Source organism: Pimelobacter sp. 30-1 (genome assembly GCF_018831735.1).
Classification (GTDB): domain Bacteria; phylum Actinomycetota; class Actinomycetes; order Propionibacteriales; family Nocardioidaceae; genus Nocardioides.
This window is the reverse complement of sequence record NZ_NHTS01000006.1, coordinates 649,006-670,252: the sequence shown is the minus strand read 5'-3', so window position 1 is coordinate 670,252 and position 21,247 is coordinate 649,006. Positions and strand designations below refer to the sequence as shown.

Sequence of the window (21,247 nt, the reverse complement as noted above, 5' to 3'; positions counted from 1 at the left end):
CAGACGGTAAGCCGGGACGACGCCGGGCGCAACCCCTCGCGGGGAGCGCCTTCGGGGAGGGAACGACCCGCGACCGGTGCGGTCAGCCGGCCGGACGGACGTCGGCGAGCCGGACGATCATCTCGACCACGTCGGCGAGGTCCGTGCGGGAGCGGGCCCGGTCGGGGTCGCAGACGTGCTGGAGGATCAGGCCGTCGAGGGCGGCGACGGTGATCCGCCCGAGCCGGTCGAAGGGGACCGCGCAGGTCTCGCCGGCGTGGTGGGCGGCCCGCTCGAACCACTCGGCGACGATCGCGGTGTAGCGCTCGTACTGCCAGCGAGCGAGCTCCTCCTGGCCGGCGGTGCGCAGGGCGTACATGGTCAGCTCGTACTGCATCATCTGCAGGCTGACGTGCCCGCTGACCAGCTGGTCCCAGAAGGCGGCGAGACCCTGGCGGATCGCGTGCTCGAGGCCGCGGTCGACCTCGGCGGTGCCGCGGAGCACCTCGACGATCTCGTCGACGACGTCCTCGATCACCGCGCGCAGGAGCGCCTCCTTGGAGGGGAAGACGTACTGCATCGTCCCGAGCGGTACGCCGGCCTCGGCGGCCACGGCGCGCAGCGAGGTGCGGGCGACGCCCTCCTGGGCGAGTGCGGAGCGGGCCGCGGCGACGAGCTGGCGGCGCCGCACGGATGCTTCGACGTAGGCCACCGGCGGGCTCCTTCTCGGTCGGACGTACGAGATGCTAGTCGTCGAACTCGAACCCGTCGGCCTCGGCCCGCGCGATCAGCGCGGTCAGCGCCGCGGCGTCGCCGGCCACGACCGCCATCCGGGTGCCGAGGTCGGCGAGCGCCTCGCGGTCGGTGCCGTAGGCGACGAACATGTCGCCCTCGGGGTCGTAGCGCAGCCGCTCGGCCAGGCCGGAGGCCTGCTCGGCGACGACGCGCTGGGCGACGCCCTCCCAGAAGTAGCCGTTGGGCTCGTGGCCGGCCGCCATCACGGCCTCCTCGGCCGCGGGCGCGGTGCCGGCGGTGAGCAGGAGGGACCAGTTGCCGGGCGTGGTCTCGATCAGGCGCAGCGGTTCCATGGCCCCGAAGGTAGCCCAGCCGGGGGAAGGCGCGCCCCGGCGACAAACCGGGTGAACCCTGAGGAGCCACCGGGCAGGATGGCCCGGTGCTGCTGACGATCTCGACCACCCACCGACCCGCGACGGACCTGGGCTTCCTGCTGCACAAGCACCCGGACCGGGTCCAGGCGTTCGACCAGTCGTTCGGCACCGCCACGGTGTTCTACCCCGAGGTGGGCGAGGAGCGCTGCACGGCCGCGCTGCTGCTGGAGGTCGACCCGGTGCGGCTCGCGCGGCGTGCCGGCAAGGGCGGCAAGGGCGGCAAGGGCGCGAAGGGGTCGCCGGACTTCAGCCTCGCGCAGTACGTCAACGACCGCTCCTACGCGGCGTCCTCGCTGTTCGGGGTCGCGCTCGCCGACGTCTTCAGCACCGCGCGCGGTGGGCGCTGCGCGGCCCGCCCCGAGCTCGCGGAGACCGCGATCCCGCTCGAGCTGGTGATCCCGGCGCTGCCGTGCCGCGGCGGCGTACCGATCGCGCGCCGGCTGTTCGAGCCCTTGGGCTGGACGGTCGGGGCCGAGCCGGTCCCGCTCGATCCGGACTTCCCGGAGTGGGGCGACTCGCGCTACCTCCGGCTCACCCTGACCGGGACCGTGCGGCTGGCCGACGCGCTGAGCCAGCTCCACGTGCTGCTGCCGGTGCTCGACGAGTCGAAGCACTACTGGCAGGGGCCCGACGAGGTCGACAAGCTGCTGCGCTCCGGCGCGGGCTGGCTGGCCGAGCACCCCGACCGTGAGCTCGTCGTACGGCGCTACCTGGGTCGCCGCGGTCACCTGACCCGTGCGGCCCTGGCGCGCCTGGCCGAGCTCGACGACGTCGTCGAGGACGCCGTGGCCGAGGCCGTCGAGCCGGACGCCGCCGAGGACACGCGGGTGCCGCTCAACCTCCGGCGCCACGAGGCCGTGCTGGCCGCGCTCGCCGAGGTCCGGCCGCGCTCGGTGATCGACCTCGGCTGCGGTCCGGGGCAGCTGCTCGCCCGGCTGCTCGCGACCGAGGGGATCGCCCGGGTCGCGGGCTGCGACGTCTCGGTCCGCTCGCTCCAGAGCGCCGCGCGCCGGCTCCACGTCGACCGGATGACCGAGCGCCAGCAGGAGCGGCTCACCCTCTTCCAGAGCGCCCTGACGTACGACGACCCGCGGCTCGCCGGCTACGACGCGGCCGTACTGATGGAGGTCGTCGAGCACGTCGACCCGCCGCGCCTGGAGGCACTGGAGCGCGTGGTGCTCGGCACCGCCCGCCCGGGCACGGTCGTGGTGACCACGCCCAACCGGGAGCACAACGTGCGCTACGAGGGGCTGACCGGTATGCGCCACCCCGACCACCGCTTCGAGTGGGACCGCGCCGAATTCCGAGCCTGGGCGGAGCGGGTCGCGGCGGCGTACGGCTACACCGTCGAGCTGCGCGGCGTCGGCGACGACGACCTCGAGGTCGGCCCACCCACCCAGATGGCGATCCTGACCCGCACCGACACCACCACGACCGAGGAGGCCGGCCGATGAGCGATCTCACCGTCCCCGAGCTCGGTCTCGTCGTGCTCGTCGGCGTCTCCGGCAGCGGCAAGTCGACGTTCGCGCGCGAGCACTTCAAGGCGACCGAGGTGATCTCCAGCGACTTCTGCCGCGGCCTCGTCGCCGACGACGAGAACGACCAGGACGCCACTCCCGACGCCTTCGACGTGCTGCACTACATCGCCGGAACCCGCCTGCGGCGCGGCCTGCTGACGGTCGTCGACGCGACCAACGTCCAGCAGTCCGCCCGGGCCGAGCTGGTCCGGCTGGCCCGCAGCCACGACGTGCTTGTCGACGCGATCGTGCTCGACGTACCGGAGCGGGTGGCGCTCGACCGCAACCGCGAGCGCCCCGACCGCGACTTCGGCGACCACGTGGTCAAGCGCCAGGCCCGCGACCTGCGCCGCTCGCTGGGCCGGCTGCGCAAGGAGGGCTTCCGGCGCGTGCACGTGCTGCGCGGCGCGGACGAGATCGCCGCCGCGCGGGTCGTCCGCGAGCCGTCCTGGAACGACCGCCGCGAGGTGACCGGCCCGTTCGACATCGTCGGCGACGTCCACGGGTGCGCGTCCGAGCTGCGCACGCTGCTCGTCGAGCTCGGCTGGGTCCTGGCGTACGACGACGCGGGCGCCGCGGTCGGCGCGCACCACCCCGAGGGCCGCCAGGCCGTCTTCGTCGGCGACCTCGTCGACCGCGGCCCGGACACCCCCGGCGTGCTCCGCCTGGTGATGGGCATGGTCGCGGCGGGCACGGCGCTGTGCGTCTCCGGCAACCACGAGGCCAAGCTCGTCCGCGCCCTCAAGGGCGCCCACGTCCAGGTCACCCACGGGCTGGCCGAGTCGCTGGCCCAGCTGGAGGCCGAAACGGAGGACTTCCGGGCGCAGGCGCTGAGCTTCATGGACGGCCTGATCAGTCACTACGTCCTCGACGAGGGCCGGCTCGTCGTCGCGCACGCGGGGCTCAAGGAGGCCTACCACGGCCGGTCCTCCCGGCGGGTGCGCGCGTTCGCGCTCTACGGCGACACCACCGGCGAGACCGACGAGCTCGGCCTGCCGGTGCGCTACCCGTGGGCCGACGAGTACCGCGGCGGCGCGATGGTCGTCTACGGCCACACGCCCGTCCCGTCGGCGGAGTGGATCAACAACACCATCTGCCTCGACACCGGTGTCGTGTTCGGCGGCGAGCTGACCGCGCTGCGCTACCCCGAGCGCGAGATCGTCGCGGTCGACGCCGAGGAGCAGTGGTACGAGCCGGTCCGCCCGCTCGTCCCCGCCACGGCGTCCGGCGAGCGCGAGCCCTCGGTGCTGCGGCTCGACGACGTCACCGGCACGCGCTGGATCGACAGTCCCCACGCGGGCAAGGTCAAGGTGCCCGAGGAGAACGCCGCCGCGGCGCTCGAGGTGATGAGCCGGTTCGCGGTCGACCCGCGCTGGCTGGTCTACCTGCCGCCGACGATGTCGCCGGCCGCGACGGCGCACCTCGACGGCTACCTGGAGCACCCGGAGCAGGCCTTCGACGAGTACGCCGGCTGGGGCGTGGGCCGCGTCGTGTGCGAGGAGAAGCACATGGGTTCGCGCGCGATCGCCGTCCTGGCGCGGGATTCCGCCGTCGCGGAGCGCCGCTTCGGTGTCACCGACGGCTCGACCGGTGCGATCTACACCCGCACCGGGCGGCCGTTCTTCGCCGGCGCCCGCGGGGGCGCGCTCGTCGACCGGCTGCGGACGGCGCTCGCGCCGCTGTTCGCCTCGCTCGACACCGACTGGCTGGCGCTCGACTGCGAGCTGCTGCCGTGGTCGGCCAAGGCCGGCGCGCTCATCCGCGAGCAGTACGCCGCCGTCGGCGCGGCCGCCGGTGCGGCCCTCCCGGCGGTCGAGGCGGTGCTCGCCCAGGCCGCCGCGCGCGGGCTCGACCTGACCGCGACGGCCGAGCGGACGGCGGTCCGGCACCGCAACGCGCGGGCGTTCCGGGACGCCTATGCGGCGTACTGCCGGCCGGTCGAGGGGCTCGACGGCGTCACGGTCGCGCCCTTCCAGGTGCTCGCCGCCGAGGGGCGCGCACTCGCGGTCACCGAGCCGCACGCGTGGCACCTCGCCGAGCTCGGCCGCCTCGACGACCCGCTGATCACCCCCACCCGCCACCGGTACGTCGACCTCGGCTCGGCCGCCGACCGCGCCGCCGCGACGTCCTGGTGGGAGGAGCTCGCCGGCGCCGGCGGCGAGGGCATGGTGGTCAAGCCGGCCGACGCGATCGAGCCGGGCGGGCGCACGGTGCAGCCGGGGCTCAAGGTGCGGGGACGCGAGTACCTGCGGATCGTCTACGGGCCCGACTACACCGAGTCGCTCGACGTGCTGCGCGAGCGGCACCTCGGCAAGAAGCGCCAGCTGGCCCTGCGCGAGCACGGGCTGGGGCTCGACGCGCTCACCGGGTTCGTCGCGGGGGCGCCGCTGTGGCAGGTGCACCAGGCGGTGTTCGCCGTGCTGGCACTGGAGTCGGAGCCGGTCGACCCGCGGCTCTAGCCGGACCCCCAGGGTGGTGGGGGTCCGGATCACCCGCGCCCGAGGGATGGTCGCGCGGCGCGTCGGCGCGGAGGCTGGGGACCCCGAGCAGAGGACCGATCGATGCAGAACCGCCGTACCTGGGGCGCCCTGGCCGCCCTCAGCCTGATCACCGTCACCACCGCCGTCGCCGTCCCGGGCGCCATGGAGGCGGTGGCCGCCGCCGCTCGGCCCTCGTGCGCGGGCCAGCGCGCCACGATCGTCGGCACCGCGCGGGCGGACGTGATCCGCGGGACCCGCGGCCGCGACGTGATCGTCGCCAAGGGCGGCGCCGACCGGATCGACGGCCGCGGCGGCAAGGACGTCATCTGCGCGGGTCCGGGCGACGACCGGGTCACCGTGCCCGCGCGGGGGCGCGGGACCCGGGTGCTGGGCGGTCCGGGCGACGACGTGCTCACCGCGCGGGCCGGCGGCGTCGCGCTGGTCGGGGAGGCGGGCGACGACCAGATCTTCGGCGCGGACGTCCCGGGGCGGGCCGACGGCGGCCCCGGCGACGACCTCATCGTGCTCGGGCGCGGCAACGACACGCGGGTGCACGGCGGTCCCGGCAACGACCGGCTCCAGGGCGGTGGCGGCAACGACCGGCTGGACGGCGACGACGGCGTCGACGTGTGCCGCGGCGGTCCGGGCACCGACACCTGTCACGGCGGCGCACCCGGCGGTCCGCAGAACTCCCCGGACGACCCGGACACCTGCCTCGCCGACGTCGAGGTCAAGCTCTCGTGCCACGTCGAGGGGGTGCCGGCCCGGTGGCGGCTGGTGCTGGAGGGCACCTCGGACTACACCAACGGCTCGAACTACCGCACCGAGATCTCCTGGGTGCTGACCGCCTACGTCGAGCAGTACTTCCGGCAGGACGGGAAGACCTGGTACCTCCTGGGCTCGGGGCTCTCCGGGCGCTGGACGGGTACCGGCGCGAACGGCGAGTGCACGATCGAGGGCCGCGGCGAGCTGGCCGACGGCGACCTGTCGGTGACGATGGCGCTGGACGAGGTGAGCGAGACCTACACGTTCGAGTGGGGCGGTCTGGCCACGCGGGCACCGGGGACGATCACGTGCCCGTGGGGGACGTCGTCGTACGCGATGAGCACGCGGGCCACCGACCGGGTCGCCTATGCCGCGTGGAACCCCGCCGACCTGGAGACGCCGCTGACCGGGAGCCGGAGCGTCCAGCCCGACGGGCCGGGCGGCGGCCTGGTCGTCGACTACACCTGGCGGCTGGAGCGCGCCGACCCGTGACCGCCGACCGCTGCTAGCCCACGAGCAGCGCGCCGCCGAGGCCCAGCAGCCCGACCCAGCCGGTGGCGAACGCTGCCAGCAGGAAGGGCGCGGCACCGGCGGCGCGCAGGCGACCGAGCCGGACCCCGCAGCCGAGCGCGAACATCGCGGCGGCGAGCAGCAGGGTCTGGGTCGCTGCGGCGGCGTCGAGGACCCAGGCGGGCGGGGTGATCCAGGTGCGGAGCAGCACCAGGGCGAGGAAGCCGAGCACGAAGCCGGGCACGAGCGCGGGGCGTACGCCGCCCGCGGCGTCCGCCGTCGTACGGCGCTGCCAGGAGACCCAGGCGACGACGGGGGCGAGCAGCAGCACCCGCCCGAGCTTGACCACGACCGCGACGGCGAGCGCGCCGCCGCCGACCACGCCGCCGGCGGCGACGACCTGGGCGACCTCGTGCACCGAGGCGCCGGCCCAGATCCCCGCAACGGTGGGGGAGAGGTCGAGGAGCGAGGCGACCAGCGGGACCAGGCCGATCATCGCGGTGCCGAAGACGACGACGAGCGCCACCGCCGACGCGGTCTCGTCCTCGTCGGCCTCGACCACGCCGTCCACGGCGGCGACCGCGGCCGCGCCGCAGATCGAGAAGCCGCAGCCGATGAGCAGCCGGTGGGTCCACGACAGGCCGAGCCGGGCGCCGAGCGCCATGGTGAGCGCGACGCCCGACGCGACGACCGCGAGCACCAGCGCGATGACGCCGGGCCCGAGTGCGGCGACCTGGCGCAGCGAGAGCTGCAGCCCCAGCAGGACGACGCCCGCGCGCAGCAGGGTCCGCGAGGAGAAGGCGATCCCGGGCGCCGTCCCCTCGCCCAGGGGCACGACGGCCGCGGCGACCATGCCCAGCGCGATCGCGACGAGCAGCGGGCTCGCCGCCGGCACCAGGCGGCCCACGCCGAAGGCGAGGAGGGCGGGTGCCGCGCAGAACGCGACGCCGGGGGCGCGGAGGCGGGTCGTGGTCACGTCTTCCAGCGTGGTCGCTCGCAGACCTCCGCAGTAGACGTCGATTGCGCATGAGGATATATCCTCCGGATATGCAGGACTGGCCCGAGCTCACCGCCCTCGAGCTGCTGGTCGCGGTCGCCGACCACGGCAGCGTCAGCGCCGGAGCGCGCGCGATCGACATGGCGCAGCCCAACGCGAGCCGCTCGCTGGCGCGCCTGGAGCGGGCCCTCGGCGTCGGACTGCTCACCCGCTCGACTGCCGGGGCGCGGCTGACGCCGGCCGGGCTGATCGTCGTGGACTGGGCGCGCGGCGTGCTCGACGCGGCCCGGACGCTGGTCGACGGCACCGCGGCGCTCGCCCACGCGGGCGGGGGAGAGCTGCGGGTGTCGGCGAGCCAGACGGTCGCCGAGCACCTCCTGCCGGCCTGGCTGGCCGCGCTGCGCGCGCAGCACCCCGAGGCGTCGGTGCTGCTCGAGGTGCACAACACGGCCGAGGTGGTCGCCGGTGTGCTGTCCGGGGCCTGCGACCTGGGGTTCGTCGAGGGGCCGCGGGCGCCGCGCGGCGTGCGGACGGCGGTGGTGGCGCGCGACGAGCTGGTGCTGGTCGTCGCTCCGGACCACCCGTGGACCCGGCGGCGCAGCCGGGTCGGTGCCGACGAGCTGGCCGCGACGCCGCTGCTGACCCGGGAGCCGGGCTCGGGGACGCGGGTCCGGCTCGACGACGAGCTGCGGGCGCTGACCGGCTCACCGGCGACGGCGCTGCAGGAGCTCGGCAGCAACGCCGCCGTACGGGTGGCGGTGCAGGCGGGGGCCGGTCCGGCCGTGCTGAGCCGGCTCTCGGTGGCGGACGCGCTGGCGTCCGGTGCGGTGCTGGAGGTGCCGATCGACCTCACGCTCGACCGCGAGCTACGGGCCGTGTGGACCGGGCCCCGGCGGCTGACCGGCATCGCTGCCGACCTCGTCGCCGTGGCCCGGTCGCACCCGGCCTGAGCCGGTTCGTGCCTCGGATCAGATGTCGTTGGCCAGGATGTTGTCGATATTGCGCTCGGCCAGGGCGGTGATCGTGACGAACGGGTTGACCGTGGTGTTGCCGGGGATCAGCGAGCCGTCGATGACGTAGAGGCCGTCGTACCCGTGGAGCCGGCCGTAGTTGTCGGTCGCCTTGTTGAGCACGACGCCGCCGAGCGGGTGGTAGGTCAGGCCGTCCTGCCAGACCTTGTAGGCCCCGAAGAGGTCGGTGCGGTAGATCGTCCCCTCCTTGCTGTTGATCTTGTCGAAGATCGTCTTGGCCATGTTGATCGAGTCCTGCTTCCAGGACGTCTGCCAGGACAGGTCGACCTTGTTGGCGGCGGCGTTCCAGGTGAACTCCGCGCGCCGCGTGGTGTTGGTGATCGACAGGTAGAGCGAGGCGTAGGTCTCGATGCCGGTCGGCAGCGGTGCGACCTCGGCGAACGCGCCGCCGGCGTCCCAGTTGTCGATGCCCGAGCACGGGATCGTCGACTGGAGGGAGCCGGTCGGGTCCCACATGTGGTTGGCGCGGCCGCACATGATGTTGCCGTTCTCGCCCCAGGTCTTGCCGATCTCGTTGTTGAGCGCGGGCAGGACGCCGGTCGCCTTGAGCTTGACCAGCAGCTTGCTGGTGCCGACGCTGCCCGCGGCGAAGAAGACCTTCGCGGCGGTGACCGTCTTGGTGGCGACCACGGTGCCGGAGGTGTCGATCTGCTCGATGGTGACGGTGTAGCCGCCCCCGGTCGCGGGAGCCACCGAGGTCACCCGGTGCAGCGTCGAGACGTTGACCCGCCCGGTGGCCATCGCCTGGGCGAGGTACGTCTGGACGAGCGACTTCTTGCCGTGGTCGTTGCCGTACATGACCTGGCCGTCGAGGGCCGAGCGCGTGACCGTGCCGGCCTGCTCGGCCTTCATGTAGTTCCAGTCGTAGACGTCCGGCACGAAGGTCCACGCGAAGCCGGAGCGCTGCGCGTGCTTGCGGCCGACGCGGGCGTACTTGTAGCACTCGGCCGTCTCGAACCACGCCGGGTCGATCGAGCCGACGCCCAGACCGGCGTTGGCACGGGGGTAGTAGGTGTTGTACATCTCCGTGGCGTCGACCGAGGGCAGGATCGAGCTGAACCGCGACTGCTTCGGCGTGACCGCCATGCCGCCGTTGACGAGCGAGCCACCGCCGACGCCGCGGCCCTGGTAGACGGTGATGCCCGCGAACTCCTCGGCGTCGAGGATGCCGGTGTACTTGGTGATGTTGGAGTCGATGGGGAAGCCGAAGAAGTTGCTCACCGGCGCCTTGGTCTTGGTGCGCAGCCAGTAGGCGCGCTTGTCGGGCGAGGTGACCTTGGGGAAGATCTTGCCGTCGGAGCCGGGGGTGTCCCACGACATGCCCATCTCGATCATCTCGACCTGGACGCCGGCCTGGGCCAGGCGCAGCGCGGCCACCGCGCCGCCGTACCCGGTGCCGATGACGAGAGCGGGCACCGAGGCGCCGTTGCCGATGTTGGCGGCACGCGCCGGCGAGGCGAACGTCGGCAGGCCGACGGACGCGACTCCGGCGGCGGCGCCGGCTCCGGCGAGGAACCCGCGTCGGGAGAACCGAGAGGCGCTGGGCTGGGGGGTGTGCGACATGTGACCTCCATCACAAGGGGCAGAATCAGAACATGTTCTACCTCTTCTGGTGAGGGGTCGTCACCACCTACTGGAAAGTAGGTACAGGTGTCCAGGCGCTTTCCGGACGGGCGTCTGGTGATCGGGACCGGGCCCCGGCGAGGGCTCAGGCGAAGGTCAGCCAGAGCAGGACGCCGTTGAGCGCGGAGACCACCAGCGCGGTCAGCAGGGCCGCCGCGGTGGTGCGCCGGGTGTTGACGAACCGGCCCATCAGCGCGCGGTCGCGGGTGAACCGGACCAGGGGGAACAGCGCGAACGGGATGCCGAAGCTGAGCACCACCTGCGAGAGCACGAGCGCCCGGGTGGGGTCGACGCCGAGGGCGAGGACGACGAGCGCCGGAGCCAGGGTGACCAGCCGGCGGACCGGCAGCGCCAGCCGGCGGCGCAGGAAGCCGTCGAGGATCACCGTGCCGGCGTAGGTGCCGACCGAGGACGACGCGAAGCCCGAGGCCAGCAGCGCGAGCGCGAACAGGACGGCGACGCCGGTGCCGATCTGGTCGCCGAGGGCGGCGTAGGTGTCCTCGATGGTGTCGATGCCGAGCCCGGTGAGGGCGCCGGCGGCGACCAGCACCATCGACAGGTTGACCAGGCCGGCCACGGTCATCGCGGCGAGGACGTCGGTCCGGGTGGTGCGCAGCAGCCGGACCCGGGTGGCGTCGTCCTGGCGGGCCGGGTCGAAGCGGTGCACGACGAGCGCGGAGTGCAGGTAGATCGCGTGCGGCATCACGGTGGCACCGAGCATGCCCGCGGCGAGCAGGACGCTGTCCTGGCCGGCGAAGCGGGGCACCAGACCCTCGGCGGTCGCGGTGGGCGAGGGCTGCGCGGCGAAGGCCGACCAGAGGAAGCCGAGCACGATCACCGCGAGCAGCGCGATGATCGCGCGCTCGTAGCGGTGCTGGGTCGACGGCTTCTGCAGCACCAGCAGGGCCATGCTCACCAGCCCGGTGATGACGCCGCCGACCAGCAGCGGGACGTCGAAGAGCAGGTGCAGCGCCAGCGCTCCGCCGAGCACCTCGGCCAGGTCGGTGGCCAGCGCGACCGCCTCGGCCTGCAGCCACAGCAGGAACGCCGTCGGCCGGGAGTAGTGCTCGCGGCAGAGCTGGGGCAGCGACTTGCCGGTCGCGATGCCGACCTTGGCGGAGAGGTACTGGACGAGCATCGCCAGCACGTTCGCGCAGACCACGACCCACACGAGGAGGTAGCCGTAGCGGCTGCCGGCGGCGGTGTTGGTGGCGACATTGCCCGGGTCGACGTACGCGATGCCGGCGACGAACGCGGGCCCGAGGAGCAGCGGGCTGCGCGGCAGCAGCCGCCGGCGGCTCAGCACCGCGGTGCTCATGCGTGCCCTCCGCGGACCAGGCGCCGCGGCCGGGGCCGGGAGCCGTGGCCGGCGGCGGCGACGACCTGCTCGGCGACCAGGGCGAGGTCGGCGGCGTGGTGGGCGACCGGGTCGCCGGGACGTCCGCCGGGCGCGGTGTTGATCACGCAGCCGTACGGCGTGGGCCACCCCCGCAGCGCGTGCGTGATGGTCCGCAGCCCCGCGAGGTTGTGCACGGCGCCCTGCCAGCCGCGGGCCACGGAGACCAGGCCCACCGGGCGGTCGGTGAGATAGGGCCGCTCGTCGCGGGCGAGGTCCTCGACGTGGTCCAGGGCGTTCTTGAGCAGCCCGGAGACGCTGCCGTGGTAGGCCGCGCTGGAGATGATCACGCCGTCGGCGGCGCGCAGCGCCTCGACGAGCTCGACGGCCGCGGGCGTGCGGTCGGGACGGGCGGGGTCGTACATCGGGAGTCCGCGCATCCGTTCGCCCGTGAACGCCTCGGTCCACGCACCGCGCTCGCGCGCGGCGGCGAGGGCGCTGTGCAGGGCACGTTCGCTGGACGAGGCGGGGCTGAGCGTGCCGCCGATGCCGACGATGAACATGGGGGTCTCCTCTCGGGCTGCGGGTGGGGTCACAGGGCCGGCCGGGCCAGGACGTCGGCGCCGAGCGACCGCTTGAGCAGCAGGCCGCCGGCCGGGGCGTCGGTGAGCTCGCCGTCGGCCACCAGCACCTCGCCGCGCAGCAGCGTGGTGGTCGGCCAGGCCGCGGCGACGTACCCCTCCCAGGGGGTGTAGTCGGCCTCGTGCAGCTCGGACCCGGTGATGGTGTGCGGCTGCGTGGCGTCGAGCAGGACCAGGTCGGCGTCGCTGCCGATCGCGATCTCGCCCTTCTGGGGGTAGGCGCCCATCACCTTGGCGGCGTTGCGGGAGGTGAGGTCGACGTACCGCTCCAGGGGGAGGCCGCGGCGGGCCACCGCCTCGGTGTAGGCGACCGCCATCCGCACCTCGACGCCGACGTGCCCGCCCACCGCGTCGACGATGGTCTTGCCGGTGGTCTTGACGTCGAGGTCGACGCAGACCGAGTCGGTCGCGATGGTCGACAGGGTGCCGTCGGCGAGGGCGGACCACATGGCGTCGCGGTCCTCGGGCGCTTTGAGGGAGGGGTAGGTGTGGTAGATCGCGCCGTTGTGGTGGCCGTAGACCTCGTCGGAGTAGCTCGCGTAGTGCGGCAGGCACTCGCCGTAGACCGGCTGGCCGGAGCCGCGTGCCGCGCGGATCGCCTCGACGCCGACCTCGGCGCTGACGTGCATGATGTAGATCGGCGCACCGACGTGGCGGGCCAGCGTGATCACCCGCTGGAAGGACAGCTGCTCCGAGAGCTGGTTGTGCGCCTCGGACATGTGCGTGAGGTCGGTACGGCCCTCGTGCTGGAGCCGCTTGTAGGCGTACATGACGATGTCGTCGTCCTCGGCGTGCACGCAGAGCATCGCGTTGGCCGCGGCGGTGCGCTCCATCAGGCCCCAGATGTGGCCGATGTCGGTCTTCTGCCACTTGCGGCCCGGCGTGGTGTTGGTCATCCAGACCTTCCACGTCGCGTGCCCGTCGGCGACGGCGTCGGCCACCTGGTCGAGCACCTCGAAGGGGATCTCCGGCTCGCGGAAGGTGCCGTGGAAGCCGTAGTCGACGTACGAGCGGCCCTTCCAGTCGGCGTCCTTGCGCGCGAACGAGTCGGCCAGGTCGTCGCCGGGGTGCCAGTGCGCGAAGTCGAGCATGGTCGTCGTACCGCCGAAGGCGGCGGCGATGCTGACCCGGTCGGGGCCGTAGCTGCTGATCCCGTCGCCGAGGGTCGGCATGGGCGAGCTGGTGTGCACGTGCGGGTCCACCCCGCCCGGGACGACGACCCGGTCGGTCGCGTCGACGACGCGCGCCGCGGTCAGCGGCTCGGCGGCGTCGCTCGCGCGCAGCGCCACGATGACGCCGTCCTTGATGCCGATGTCGAGACGGGCGGGTCCGGACTGCATGGCGACGAGGCCGCCGCGCACCACGGTGTCGAGCATGGTCACTCCTTGAAGGGGGTCGGGGGCAGGTCGAGGGGGAGGAAGGCCGCGGGCAGCGCGACCCGGGCCGACTTCCGCGCATTGACCACCTGGCACACCGCGACGTCCGCCGCGGCGCTGAGGAACATGGCGGCGCGCTCGCGGCTCCAGCCGCGCTGCGCCCGCACGAGGGCGAGCAGGTCGTCGAGCGCGACCCGGACCGCCTCGTCGAGGTCGGCGCCGTCGCCGACGACCACGGTGGCGTCGCCGGTGACGACGAGCGGCCGGGGGAGCGCCCAGTCGCGCAGCACGGTGCACGTGGCGGTGACGGTGCCCTCGACCTCGACGCCGGTGAGGCCGGCCTCGCCGTCGCCCTGCCGGGCGTGGAGGTCGCCGACGAAGAGCCGCGCCCCGTCCACGACGACGGGGAGGTAGAGCGTCGTACCGGGGCCGATGACGGTGCAGTCCATGTTGCCGCCGTGCCGCCCGACCGTGCTGCAGTGCGGGGCGTCCGGTGTGGCCAGGCCGATCTTGCCGATCATCGGCCGCACCGGCAGCCGCACGTCGTCGAAGAGGACCTGCTCGTCGACGATCGGCAGCAGCATCCCGGACGGCGCCAGCGGCGTGCTGAAGCCACCGCGACCCGCGAGGGTCACCATCGCGCCGTGCTCGGCGATCGCGATGTCGTGGATGTCGACGCGCAGCACGTCGCCGGCCCGTGCACCGCGGACCGCGACCGGTCCGGTGACGGGGATGTCCATGTGGTCGTAGGCCGCGATCGCGGCGAAGACCGCCGGATCGGTGGTGTCGACGTGGGTGAGGATGCTGCGGGTCTCCACCGAGAACCGCTCGCCCTCCTCGACCGTGAGCACCGGGTCGAGCGCGGCGTCGAAGGTGCTCGACACCCGCTCGGCGCCCAGCACGCTCACCGGGCGCCGCCCGAGGTCAGCCGGGTGAGCGCCGCGACGGTGCGGTCGAGGATGCCGGGCAGCGCCTCGGGGTCCTGCCCGAAGCAGAGCCGGAAGCCGCCCTCGCCACTGGGGCCGAAGCACAGGCCCGGGTAGACGAGCACGCCCGCGTCCTCGACCAGCGCCTCGGCCACCGCGAAGTCGTCGAGGCCGTGGCCGCTCAGCCGCGGGAAGACGTACGCCGTACCGCCGGGCTCGGCGACCTCGAGGCCCGGCACCTCGCGCAGCCGCTTCACGGTGAGGTCGCGCAGCTCCCTCAGGATCGCGACCCGCTCGTCGATGAAGGCGGCATCGGGGCCGAGCCAGTCCAGCAGCGTGCGCTGCGCGTACGACGACGCGCGCAGCGCCGTCACCTCGAGCACCTCGGGCAGCACCGCGATCACCGCGGCCGGGCCGACCACGCAGCCCACGCGGAAGCCGGACATCGACTCGGTCTTGGACGTGCCGAGCGTGGTGACGCAGCGCTCGCGCATGCCGGGCTGGGCGGCGAGGTGCGGGAAGCCCTCGTCGTAGACCAGGCGGGAGTAGAGCTCGTCGACGAGCACGTAGGCGTCGTGCTCGACGGCGAGCCGGGCCAGCTCGGCGACGAAGGCCGGGCCGTACACGGTGCCGGTCGGGTTGCAGGGGTTGGAGAAGAGCAGCAGCCGGGCGCCGGCGCGGAAGCCCGCCTCGACGTCGGCCAGGCTCATCTCCAGCGCGCCGTCGCCCTCGGCCGGGCGGGCCGCGACGCTGACCACGTCGGCGCCGAGGAAGCGCAGCGTCTTCTCCAGGGTCATGTAGTCGGGGTCGGCGATGAGCACCTTGTCGCCGGGGCCGACGAGCACCGAGAGGATCGCGAAGAGCGCGTTCTGGGTGCCGGCGGTGAGTGCCAGCTCGGTCAGCGGGTCGACCTCGGCGCCGAGGAAGGCGGCCAGCCGTGGGGCGAGCGCGGTGCGCACCTCGGGGTCGCCGAGGAAGTCGACGAACGGGTTGAGGCCGGCGGCCAGCGCGTCGGCGTAGCGCGGACCGGCGGTGGGGGGCGGCGGGAAGACGGCGGTGTCGGCGTGGGTGAGGGAGACCAGGCCCTCGCGCCGGCCGGCGCGCTCGAAGAGGCGTCGTTCCGCCGCCAGCATCGGACGGCCGAGCTGCTCGTCGCGCACCACCATGGCGAGCTGGTCGATCCGGTCGGCGAACGGCTGGGGCATGAGGCTCTCCTGCGGGTGAAGGGATGAGGACGCGTCTTCATTATCTTGATGTCATGAAGAATCCGCAAGGGTCGATGAAGATGTGCTCTGGGTCTCAGAAATCCCCGCTGCACGCTTGCCAAGGGCTCCAAGGCGGCGTAAGAATGCTCACATCCGCATTCAATCTGATGAAGTTTGAGGTCCTTGGTCATGACATCATCGGTCGCCCCCGCCGCGCCGCGGGTACGACGAGGCGGGCTTCGGTCCCGGACTGAGCGGCGTTCTCGCGGCCGGGCCGGGACGATCGGGCTGGTCCTGGCCTGCGCGGTCGTCGTCGGCCTGCCGCTCGCCGGACTGCTCCTCCCGCTGCCCTACGACCCGGTCGCGCCGGACATCGGCAAGATCGGGCTGGCCCCGAGCTGGCAGCACTGGTTCGGGACGGACGAGTCGGGCTTCGACGTCTACTCCCGCACCGTCGACGCCGCTGCCCGCGACGTCCCGCTCGCCCTGGCCGCGACGCTGCTCGCGCTGGCGATCGGCGTCCCGCTGGGCCTGGCCGCCACGCAGGGGAGAGGCGGTGAGTTCCTGATGCGGATCGTGGACGCGGTCTCGGCCCTGCCGATCATCGTGATCGCCGTGGTCTTCGTGCAGGTGCTCGGTGGCTCGGCCCTCAACATCGTGGTCGCGATCGCCCTGATCGGCATCCCGCGCTTCATCCGGGTCACCCGGTCCAGCGCGATCACGCTGCGCTCGGCCCGCTTCGTCGAGGCCGCCGTCGCGATCGGGTGCCCACCGAGCCGGGTGGCGTTCAACCACATCCTGCGCAACTCCTACGGTGTGGTGCTCGTCCAGGCGACGCTCACGGCGTCCAACGGCATCAGCGCCATCGCGGCGCTCAACTTCCTCGGCATCGGCGTCCGCCCGCCCAACCCGACCTGGGGCAGCATGATCGACCAGGGCTCCGCGATGCTGCTGCGCGGCGAGTGGTGGGCCGCGATCTTCCCGACCCTCGCCATCGTGGTGTTCATCGGATCGCTCAACGCGATCGGCAACGCCATCGAGCGGCACATGGAGACCGCGGGAGGCCGCGCATGAGCACCTCGGCCAACGACGTCCTGCTCGACGTCGCCGGGATCACTGCCGGCTTCGAGGTCCGCAACGGCTGGACCGAGGCGCTGCACGGGATCTCCTTCACCGTCCGCAAGCGCGAGATCGTCGGTCTGGTGGGGGAGTCCGGCTCGGGCAAGTCCACCGCGGTGCGCTCGGTCCTGGGCCTGCTCGCCGCCGGCGGCAAGGTGACCGGGGGCAGCGCCCACCTCGACGGCGTCGACCTGCTCGGCTGCGGACCGCGCCGGCTCCGCGAGATCCGCGGGCCGCAGATCGGCTTCGTCGCCCAGAACCCCTTCAGTGCGCTCAACCCGGTGATCCGGCTGTCGAAGCAGTTCGCCGCGATCTTCAAGGCGCACGGCCAGAAGTTCGGTGCGGCCGAGCGTGACCGCTGCGTGGCGATGCTCGCCGCGACCGGCATCCGCGAGCCGGAGCGGGTGATCGGCGGCTACGCCTTCGAGCTCAGCGGCGGCATGGCCCAGCGCGTGGTCATCGCGATGGCGATGGTGCTCGAACCCTCGCTGGTGATCGCCGACGAGCCGACCACCGCGCTCGACCTGACCGTCCAGCGCCAGGTGCTCGACGTCTTCGCCGAGCTGACCATGGTCGCCGGCCGCTCGGCCCTGGTCGTCACCCACGACCTCGGGGTCGTCGCCAACTACTGCGACCGGGTGATCGTGATGCTCGACGGCCGCATCGTCGAGGAGGGCGACGTGTCCGTCGTCCTCACCGAGCCCCGGCACAGCTACACCCAGCATCTGCTCGCGTCCGCCCACGGGCGGACCCCCAACGACGGTGAGGTGGTCCGGCATGGCGTTCGTTGAAGCCAGGGACCTGGTCAAGCGCTACGTCCGCCCCGACGGCAAGGAGCTCCTGGCCGTCGACCGGGTGAGCTTCTCGATCGAGCGCGGCGAGAGCCTGGGCGTGATCGGCGAGTCCGGCTCGGGCAAGTCGACCCTGGCCCGGCTGGTGCTGCGGCTGATCGAGCCCGACGAGGGACAGGTCGAGATCGACGGCGTCGACGTCCGCTCCCTGCGCCGCGGCGAGATGCGCCGGCGCCGGGCGGGCTGGCAGATCGTCTTCCAGGAGCCGTTCGCCTCGCTCAACCCGCGGATGCGGATCGAGGACATCGTCGCCGAGCCGCTCGTCGTCCACCGGCCCCAGCAGTCCGCGCGCGAGCGCCGCGACCTGGTCGTGGCCACGCTCGAGGAGGTCGGCCTCTCCGGCGACCTGCTCCAGCGCCGGCCCGCGCACCTCAGCGGCGGCCAGCAGCAGCGGGTGGGCATCGCCCGCGCCCTGGTCACCGACCCGTCGCTGGTGGTGCTCGACGAGCCGACCGCGTCGCTGGACATGACGATCCGGGCCAGCGTGCTGCGCACGCTCGACCGGCTGCGTCGCGACCGCGGCCTGACCTACCTGTTCATCTCCCACGACATCACCACCGTCGAGTCCATGTGCAGCCACGTCGCGGTGATGAGACGCGGCCAGATGGTCGAGACCGGCGCGGCCTGCGACGTCCTCACGAACCCGCAGGCGCCCTACACCCGCGAGCTGCTCTCGGCGCGCTTGCTCGTCGATCCCGGCGAGGGGCGCGCACGCCGCGAGCTCGAGCTGATGGTGCAGGACGGCCGGCCGGCCCGGAAGGAGGCTGCGCGATGCGCGGAGTGATCCTGTTCGTCGTACGCCGGCTGGTGGTCGGCTGGTTCCTGTTCCTGGGGCTGCTGACGTTCAGCTTCGCCCTGGTCTCGATGCTGCCCGGCAGCCCGGCCAAGGCGATCCTCGGCGAGTACGCCACCGAGGAGGACGTGGCGACCCTCAACGCCAAGCTCGGTCTCGACCAGCCGTTCCTGACCCGCTACCTCGACTACATCGGCGGGGCGATGAAGGGCGACTTCGGGGAGTCCTACTTCACCGGTGACCCGGTGCTGCACAGCCTGCTCGAACGGGTGCCCAACACGTTGGTCTACCTGGTGCCCGGACTGCTGCTGGCCACGGTGCTCGGCGTGGTCTTCGGCTCGGGGGCGGCCTACCGCTACCGGCGCCCGGCCGACCGCGCCTTCACCGTGGGCTCCTCGGTGCTGCTCGCGGTGCCCGAGTTCGTCCTCGCGCTGCTGCTGATCGTGCTCTGCTTCAGCCTGCTCGGCATCTCGCCGGCGCCGGTCGGGATGACCTCGTCGATCGACGCCCAGCCACCCGATCGCACCGGCTCGGTGGTCCTGGACGCGATCCTCGGCGGCTACTGGGGCACCTTCAGCTCGATCCTGGCGCACTCGCTGCTGCCGATCGTGACGGTGGGCGTCTTCTTCGCCGCTCCCGTGTCCAAGATCGTGCGGACCGGCATGGTGCAGGCCCTGGCCTCGCCCCAGATCGAGTTCGCCCGGGCCTGCGGGCTGCGCCCGCTCCAGGTCTTCCGCTACGCCATGGCCGAGATCCGCGGCACGATCATGACCTACTTCGTGATCATGCTCGCCAGCGCGATCAGCGGCGCGGCCATCGTGGAGAGCGTCTTCTCCTGGCCCGGCGTCGGCGGCTGGTCCCTCAACGGCGTGCTCGCCAACGACATCCCGGTCATCCAGGGCTTCGTCGTGATCATGGGCACCGCCAGCCTCCTCGGCTACATCGTCCTCGACGTGGCCACCACGCTGCTCGACCCGCGCACCCGCGGACAGGTCTCCGGGAGCCGTCGTCCGAGTGCCCGGACCCTCGCGAAAGGATTGACGAAATGAAGACGCTTCAATACGATGAAGTCATGAAGACACTGGTCCCCGACCCCTCGGTGGTCGCCCTGGGCGGCATCTACCCGCTGGACGACCTGGTCAGCTGGGTGCCTGCCGGCTCCCGCGGCTTCCAGCCCGCCAACTGCTACCTGCTGGGGGACGGCGACCACCGCCTCCTGGTCGACTCCGGGCTGGCGATCCACGAGACGGAGGTCGTGGCGGGGCTGAAGGAGCTGCTCGGCGACGCGGAGCTGTCGATCTTCTTCACCCGCGGCGAGATGGACTGCGTGTCCAACCTCCAGTCGATCGCCACCACCTTCCCGCTGCGCCGGCTCTACACCGGCGGCGTGACGAACCCGTTCGACGCCTTCGACGACATCAACCGGATGGCGCTGCGCAGCCGCCGCGAGCAGATCGACCAGAAGGGCGAGGGCGGCGACTCGATGGCCCGCACCCCCGAGATCGAGATCGCCCCCGGCCGGGTGCTCGAGATCGAGTCGCCGCTGCTGCGGCTGCTCCCGACCTTCTGGGGCTGGGACGCCGCCAGCGGCACGATCTTCACCTCCGACACCTTCACCCACGGCGTGATGGCCACGCCCGAGGACTCCCGGGTGATCGACGACCTGAGCCGCGACGACACCACCGAGGAGCAGGTGCGTGCGCACCTGCTCGCCAAGTACGAGTGGATCGCCCGCGCCTCGACCCGCAACCTGCGCGACTGGATCGCCGACAAGTTCGAGACGCTCCAGCCCGAGGTGATCGCCCCCTCCCGCGGCTGCGTGATCCAGGGCCGCGACGTGGTCAAGCGCCACGTCGAGCTGATGCTCGCCGTCCTGGCCCCCACCGACGACTGAAGACCGGAGTACACGACATGACCGACGTCCTCGGCGACGAGCCCCTGTTCGAGCAGATGAGCAGCGACCTGCCGCGTCCCATCGCACCCGGCGTGACCTGGATGAGCTCCTGCCTGGAGTTCCACCTCCCGACCCGGGTGATCCACGGGCACACCTCGACCTACCTGGTGCAGGGCACCGAGTCCTCCCTGCTGGTCGACACCGGCAACCCGTCCAGCTGGTCGGCGATCTCCGACACCCTCGACGAGCTGCTCGGCGACAAGCCACTGACCTACGTGATGCCGACGCACCCCGAGCTGCCGCACACCGGCAACCTCCCGCGCCTGGTCGAGAAGTACCCCGACATCGTGGCCGTCGGCGACATCCGCGACTACCACCTCTTCTACCCGCAGGTCGTGCCCAACCTGCGCCCCGGCAAGCCCGGTGACCGGATCGACCTCGGCGGCGGCCAGAGCGTGGTCCTGGTCGAGGCGATGATCCGCGACCTGCCCAACACGCTGTGGGCGTTCGCGACCGACGGCGGCGTGCTCTTCACCGCCGACGGCTTCTGCTACATGCACCGTCCCGAGCTGGACGACGAGGATCCCTACCACCTGCCCGGCGAGTGCGGCCTGCTCACCTCCGAGCTCGACTCGCCGCCCACCGTCGAGAACGCCGCCATGTTCACCGGCAGCGCGCTCTACTGGGCGCGCTGGGTCGACGACGCCGACACGCTCTACGCCGGCGTCTCCGAGGCCATGGAGGCCCTCGGCACCAAGATCGTCGCCCCGACCCACGGCAACGTGATCGACGACGTCGCGGGCGTCCTGCCCATCATCCGCAGCGGCCACCAGTCCGCCTACCGCGGCTAGCGCCCGGACCCCCTCCGCGGCGGGCCCGCCGGGCCCGCCGCACCACCCTTCACCCCCTCCCCATCTCGTCGCACGCGCGACGAAACCGCCGGTGCCCTGCCACCGGCGCGGCGTTCGCTGCTCGGGCGCGGTCCTCGGCGACCGCGAAAAGGGCGAATCCCATCCCCTTCCGTGACACAGAGAG

The 21,247-nt window shown here is 72.9% G+C and carries 19 protein-coding genes; 10 read left to right on the top strand and 9 right to left on the bottom strand.

From position 1 onward, the window contains the following. Window positions 1-82: 82 nt before the first annotated feature. Both CCO04_RS18110 and CCO04_RS18105 read right to left on the bottom strand, forming a co-directional pair. Window positions 83-691 (bottom strand): TetR/AcrR family transcriptional regulator, encoded by a 609-nt coding sequence (locus tag CCO04_RS18110; RefSeq protein WP_215815507.1) that lies wholly within the window; start codon window positions 689-691, stop codon window positions 83-85. 34 nt (window positions 692-725) lie between these two features. Beyond that, a complete protein-coding gene (locus CCO04_RS18105; RefSeq protein ID WP_215815506.1) occupies window positions 726-1,067 on the bottom strand; it encodes an Imm51 family immunity protein in 342 nt (113 codons plus the stop codon). An 86-nt stretch (window positions 1,068-1,153) separates the two neighbouring features. Here CCO04_RS18105 and CCO04_RS18100 point away from each other — a divergent pair, with 86 nt between their 5' ends. The 3 genes from CCO04_RS18100 (at window position 1,154) to CCO04_RS18090 (ending at window position 6,402) form a co-directional block, all read left to right on the top strand. Then, entirely contained in the window at window positions 1,154-2,602 is a 1,449-nt protein-coding gene (locus tag CCO04_RS18100) for a 3' terminal RNA ribose 2'-O-methyltransferase Hen1 (RefSeq protein ID WP_215815505.1), read from the top strand. Next, entirely contained in the window at window positions 2,599-5,124 is a 2,526-nt protein-coding gene (locus CCO04_RS18095; protein WP_215815504.1) for a polynucleotide kinase-phosphatase, read from the top strand. The genes CCO04_RS18100 and CCO04_RS18095 overlap by 4 nt, the downstream gene beginning before the upstream one ends. A gap of 102 nt (window positions 5,125-5,226) precedes the next feature. After that, entirely contained in the window at window positions 5,227-6,402 is a 1,176-nt protein-coding gene (locus tag CCO04_RS18090) for a calcium-binding protein (protein WP_215815503.1), read from the top strand. 13 nt (window positions 6,403-6,415) lie between these two features. On the opposite strand, the gene CCO04_RS18085 is transcribed toward CCO04_RS18090, so the two are convergent. Then, window positions 6,416-7,396: a putative sulfate exporter family transporter gene (locus CCO04_RS18085; protein WP_308281325.1), complete on the bottom strand. Its 981-nt coding sequence runs from the start codon at window positions 7,394-7,396 to the stop codon at window positions 6,416-6,418. 71 nt (window positions 7,397-7,467) lie between these two features. Here CCO04_RS18085 and CCO04_RS18080 point away from each other — a divergent pair, with 71 nt between their 5' ends. Beyond that, a complete protein-coding gene (locus CCO04_RS18080; RefSeq protein ID WP_215815502.1) occupies window positions 7,468-8,367 on the top strand; it encodes a LysR family transcriptional regulator in 900 nt (299 codons plus the stop codon). Between the two features lie 18 nt (window positions 8,368-8,385). On the opposite strand, the gene CCO04_RS18075 is transcribed toward CCO04_RS18080, so the two are convergent. The 6 genes from CCO04_RS18075 to CCO04_RS18050 all read right to left on the bottom strand — a co-directional run bounded on the left by CCO04_RS18075 (window position 8,386) and on the right by CCO04_RS18050 (window position 15,555). Beyond that, complete coding sequence (locus CCO04_RS18075; protein ID WP_215815501.1) at window positions 8,386-10,011, bottom strand: GMC oxidoreductase; 1,626 nt, start codon at window positions 10,009-10,011, stop codon at window positions 8,386-8,388. 145 nt (window positions 10,012-10,156) lie between these two features. Beyond that, a complete protein-coding gene (locus CCO04_RS18070; RefSeq protein WP_215815500.1) occupies window positions 10,157-11,389 on the bottom strand; it encodes an Nramp family divalent metal transporter in 1,233 nt (410 codons plus the stop codon). Beyond that, entirely contained in the window at window positions 11,386-11,970 is a 585-nt protein-coding gene (locus CCO04_RS18065) for an NADPH-dependent FMN reductase (protein ID WP_215815499.1), read from the bottom strand. The genes CCO04_RS18070 and CCO04_RS18065 overlap by 4 nt, the downstream gene beginning before the upstream one ends. A gap of 29 nt (window positions 11,971-11,999) precedes the next feature. Next, on the bottom strand, window positions 12,000-13,424 hold the full coding sequence (locus CCO04_RS18060) for a dihydroorotase family protein (protein ID WP_215815498.1): 1,425 nt from the start codon (window positions 13,422-13,424) through the stop codon (window positions 12,000-12,002). Window positions 13,425-13,426: 2 nt separating this feature from the next. Continuing rightward, on the bottom strand, window positions 13,427-14,332 hold the full coding sequence (locus CCO04_RS18055) for an acetamidase/formamidase family protein (protein ID WP_215815497.1): 906 nt from the start codon (window positions 14,330-14,332) through the stop codon (window positions 13,427-13,429). After that, window positions 14,329-15,555, bottom strand: a complete 1,227-nt coding sequence (locus CCO04_RS18050; RefSeq protein ID WP_215815496.1) for a pyridoxal phosphate-dependent aminotransferase — start codon at window positions 15,553-15,555, stop codon at window positions 14,329-14,331. Before CCO04_RS18050 ends, CCO04_RS18055 begins: the two co-directional genes overlap by 4 nt. 189 nt (window positions 15,556-15,744) lie before the next feature. On the opposite strand from CCO04_RS18050, the gene CCO04_RS18045 reads away from it, so the two are divergent. The 6 genes from CCO04_RS18045 to CCO04_RS18020 are packed head-to-tail and all read left to right on the top strand — an operon-like array spanning window position 15,745 to window position 21,063. Continuing rightward, on the top strand, window positions 15,745-16,629 hold the full coding sequence (locus CCO04_RS18045) for an ABC transporter permease (protein WP_215815495.1): 885 nt from the start codon (window positions 15,745-15,747) through the stop codon (window positions 16,627-16,629). Then, window positions 16,626-17,465 (top strand): ABC transporter ATP-binding protein, encoded by an 840-nt coding sequence (locus CCO04_RS18040; protein ID WP_215815494.1) that lies wholly within the window; start codon window positions 16,626-16,628, stop codon window positions 17,463-17,465. Before CCO04_RS18045 ends, CCO04_RS18040 begins: the two co-directional genes overlap by 4 nt. Continuing rightward, window positions 17,452-18,309, top strand: a complete 858-nt coding sequence (locus tag CCO04_RS18035; protein ID WP_215815493.1) for an ABC transporter ATP-binding protein — start codon at window positions 17,452-17,454, stop codon at window positions 18,307-18,309. The genes CCO04_RS18040 and CCO04_RS18035 overlap by 14 nt, the downstream gene beginning before the upstream one ends. Further along, window positions 18,297-19,367 (top strand): ABC transporter permease, encoded by a 1,071-nt coding sequence (locus CCO04_RS18030; RefSeq protein WP_215815492.1) that lies wholly within the window; start codon window positions 18,297-18,299, stop codon window positions 19,365-19,367. The genes CCO04_RS18035 and CCO04_RS18030 overlap by 13 nt, the downstream gene beginning before the upstream one ends. Before the next feature lie 23 nt (window positions 19,368-19,390). Further along, entirely contained in the window at window positions 19,391-20,212 is an 822-nt protein-coding gene (locus CCO04_RS18025) for a hypothetical protein (RefSeq protein WP_215815491.1), read from the top strand. 17 nt (window positions 20,213-20,229) lie between these two features. Next, complete coding sequence (locus tag CCO04_RS18020; RefSeq protein ID WP_215815490.1) at window positions 20,230-21,063, top strand: MBL fold metallo-hydrolase; 834 nt, start codon at window positions 20,230-20,232, stop codon at window positions 21,061-21,063. Window positions 21,064-21,247: the final 184 nt, after the last annotated feature.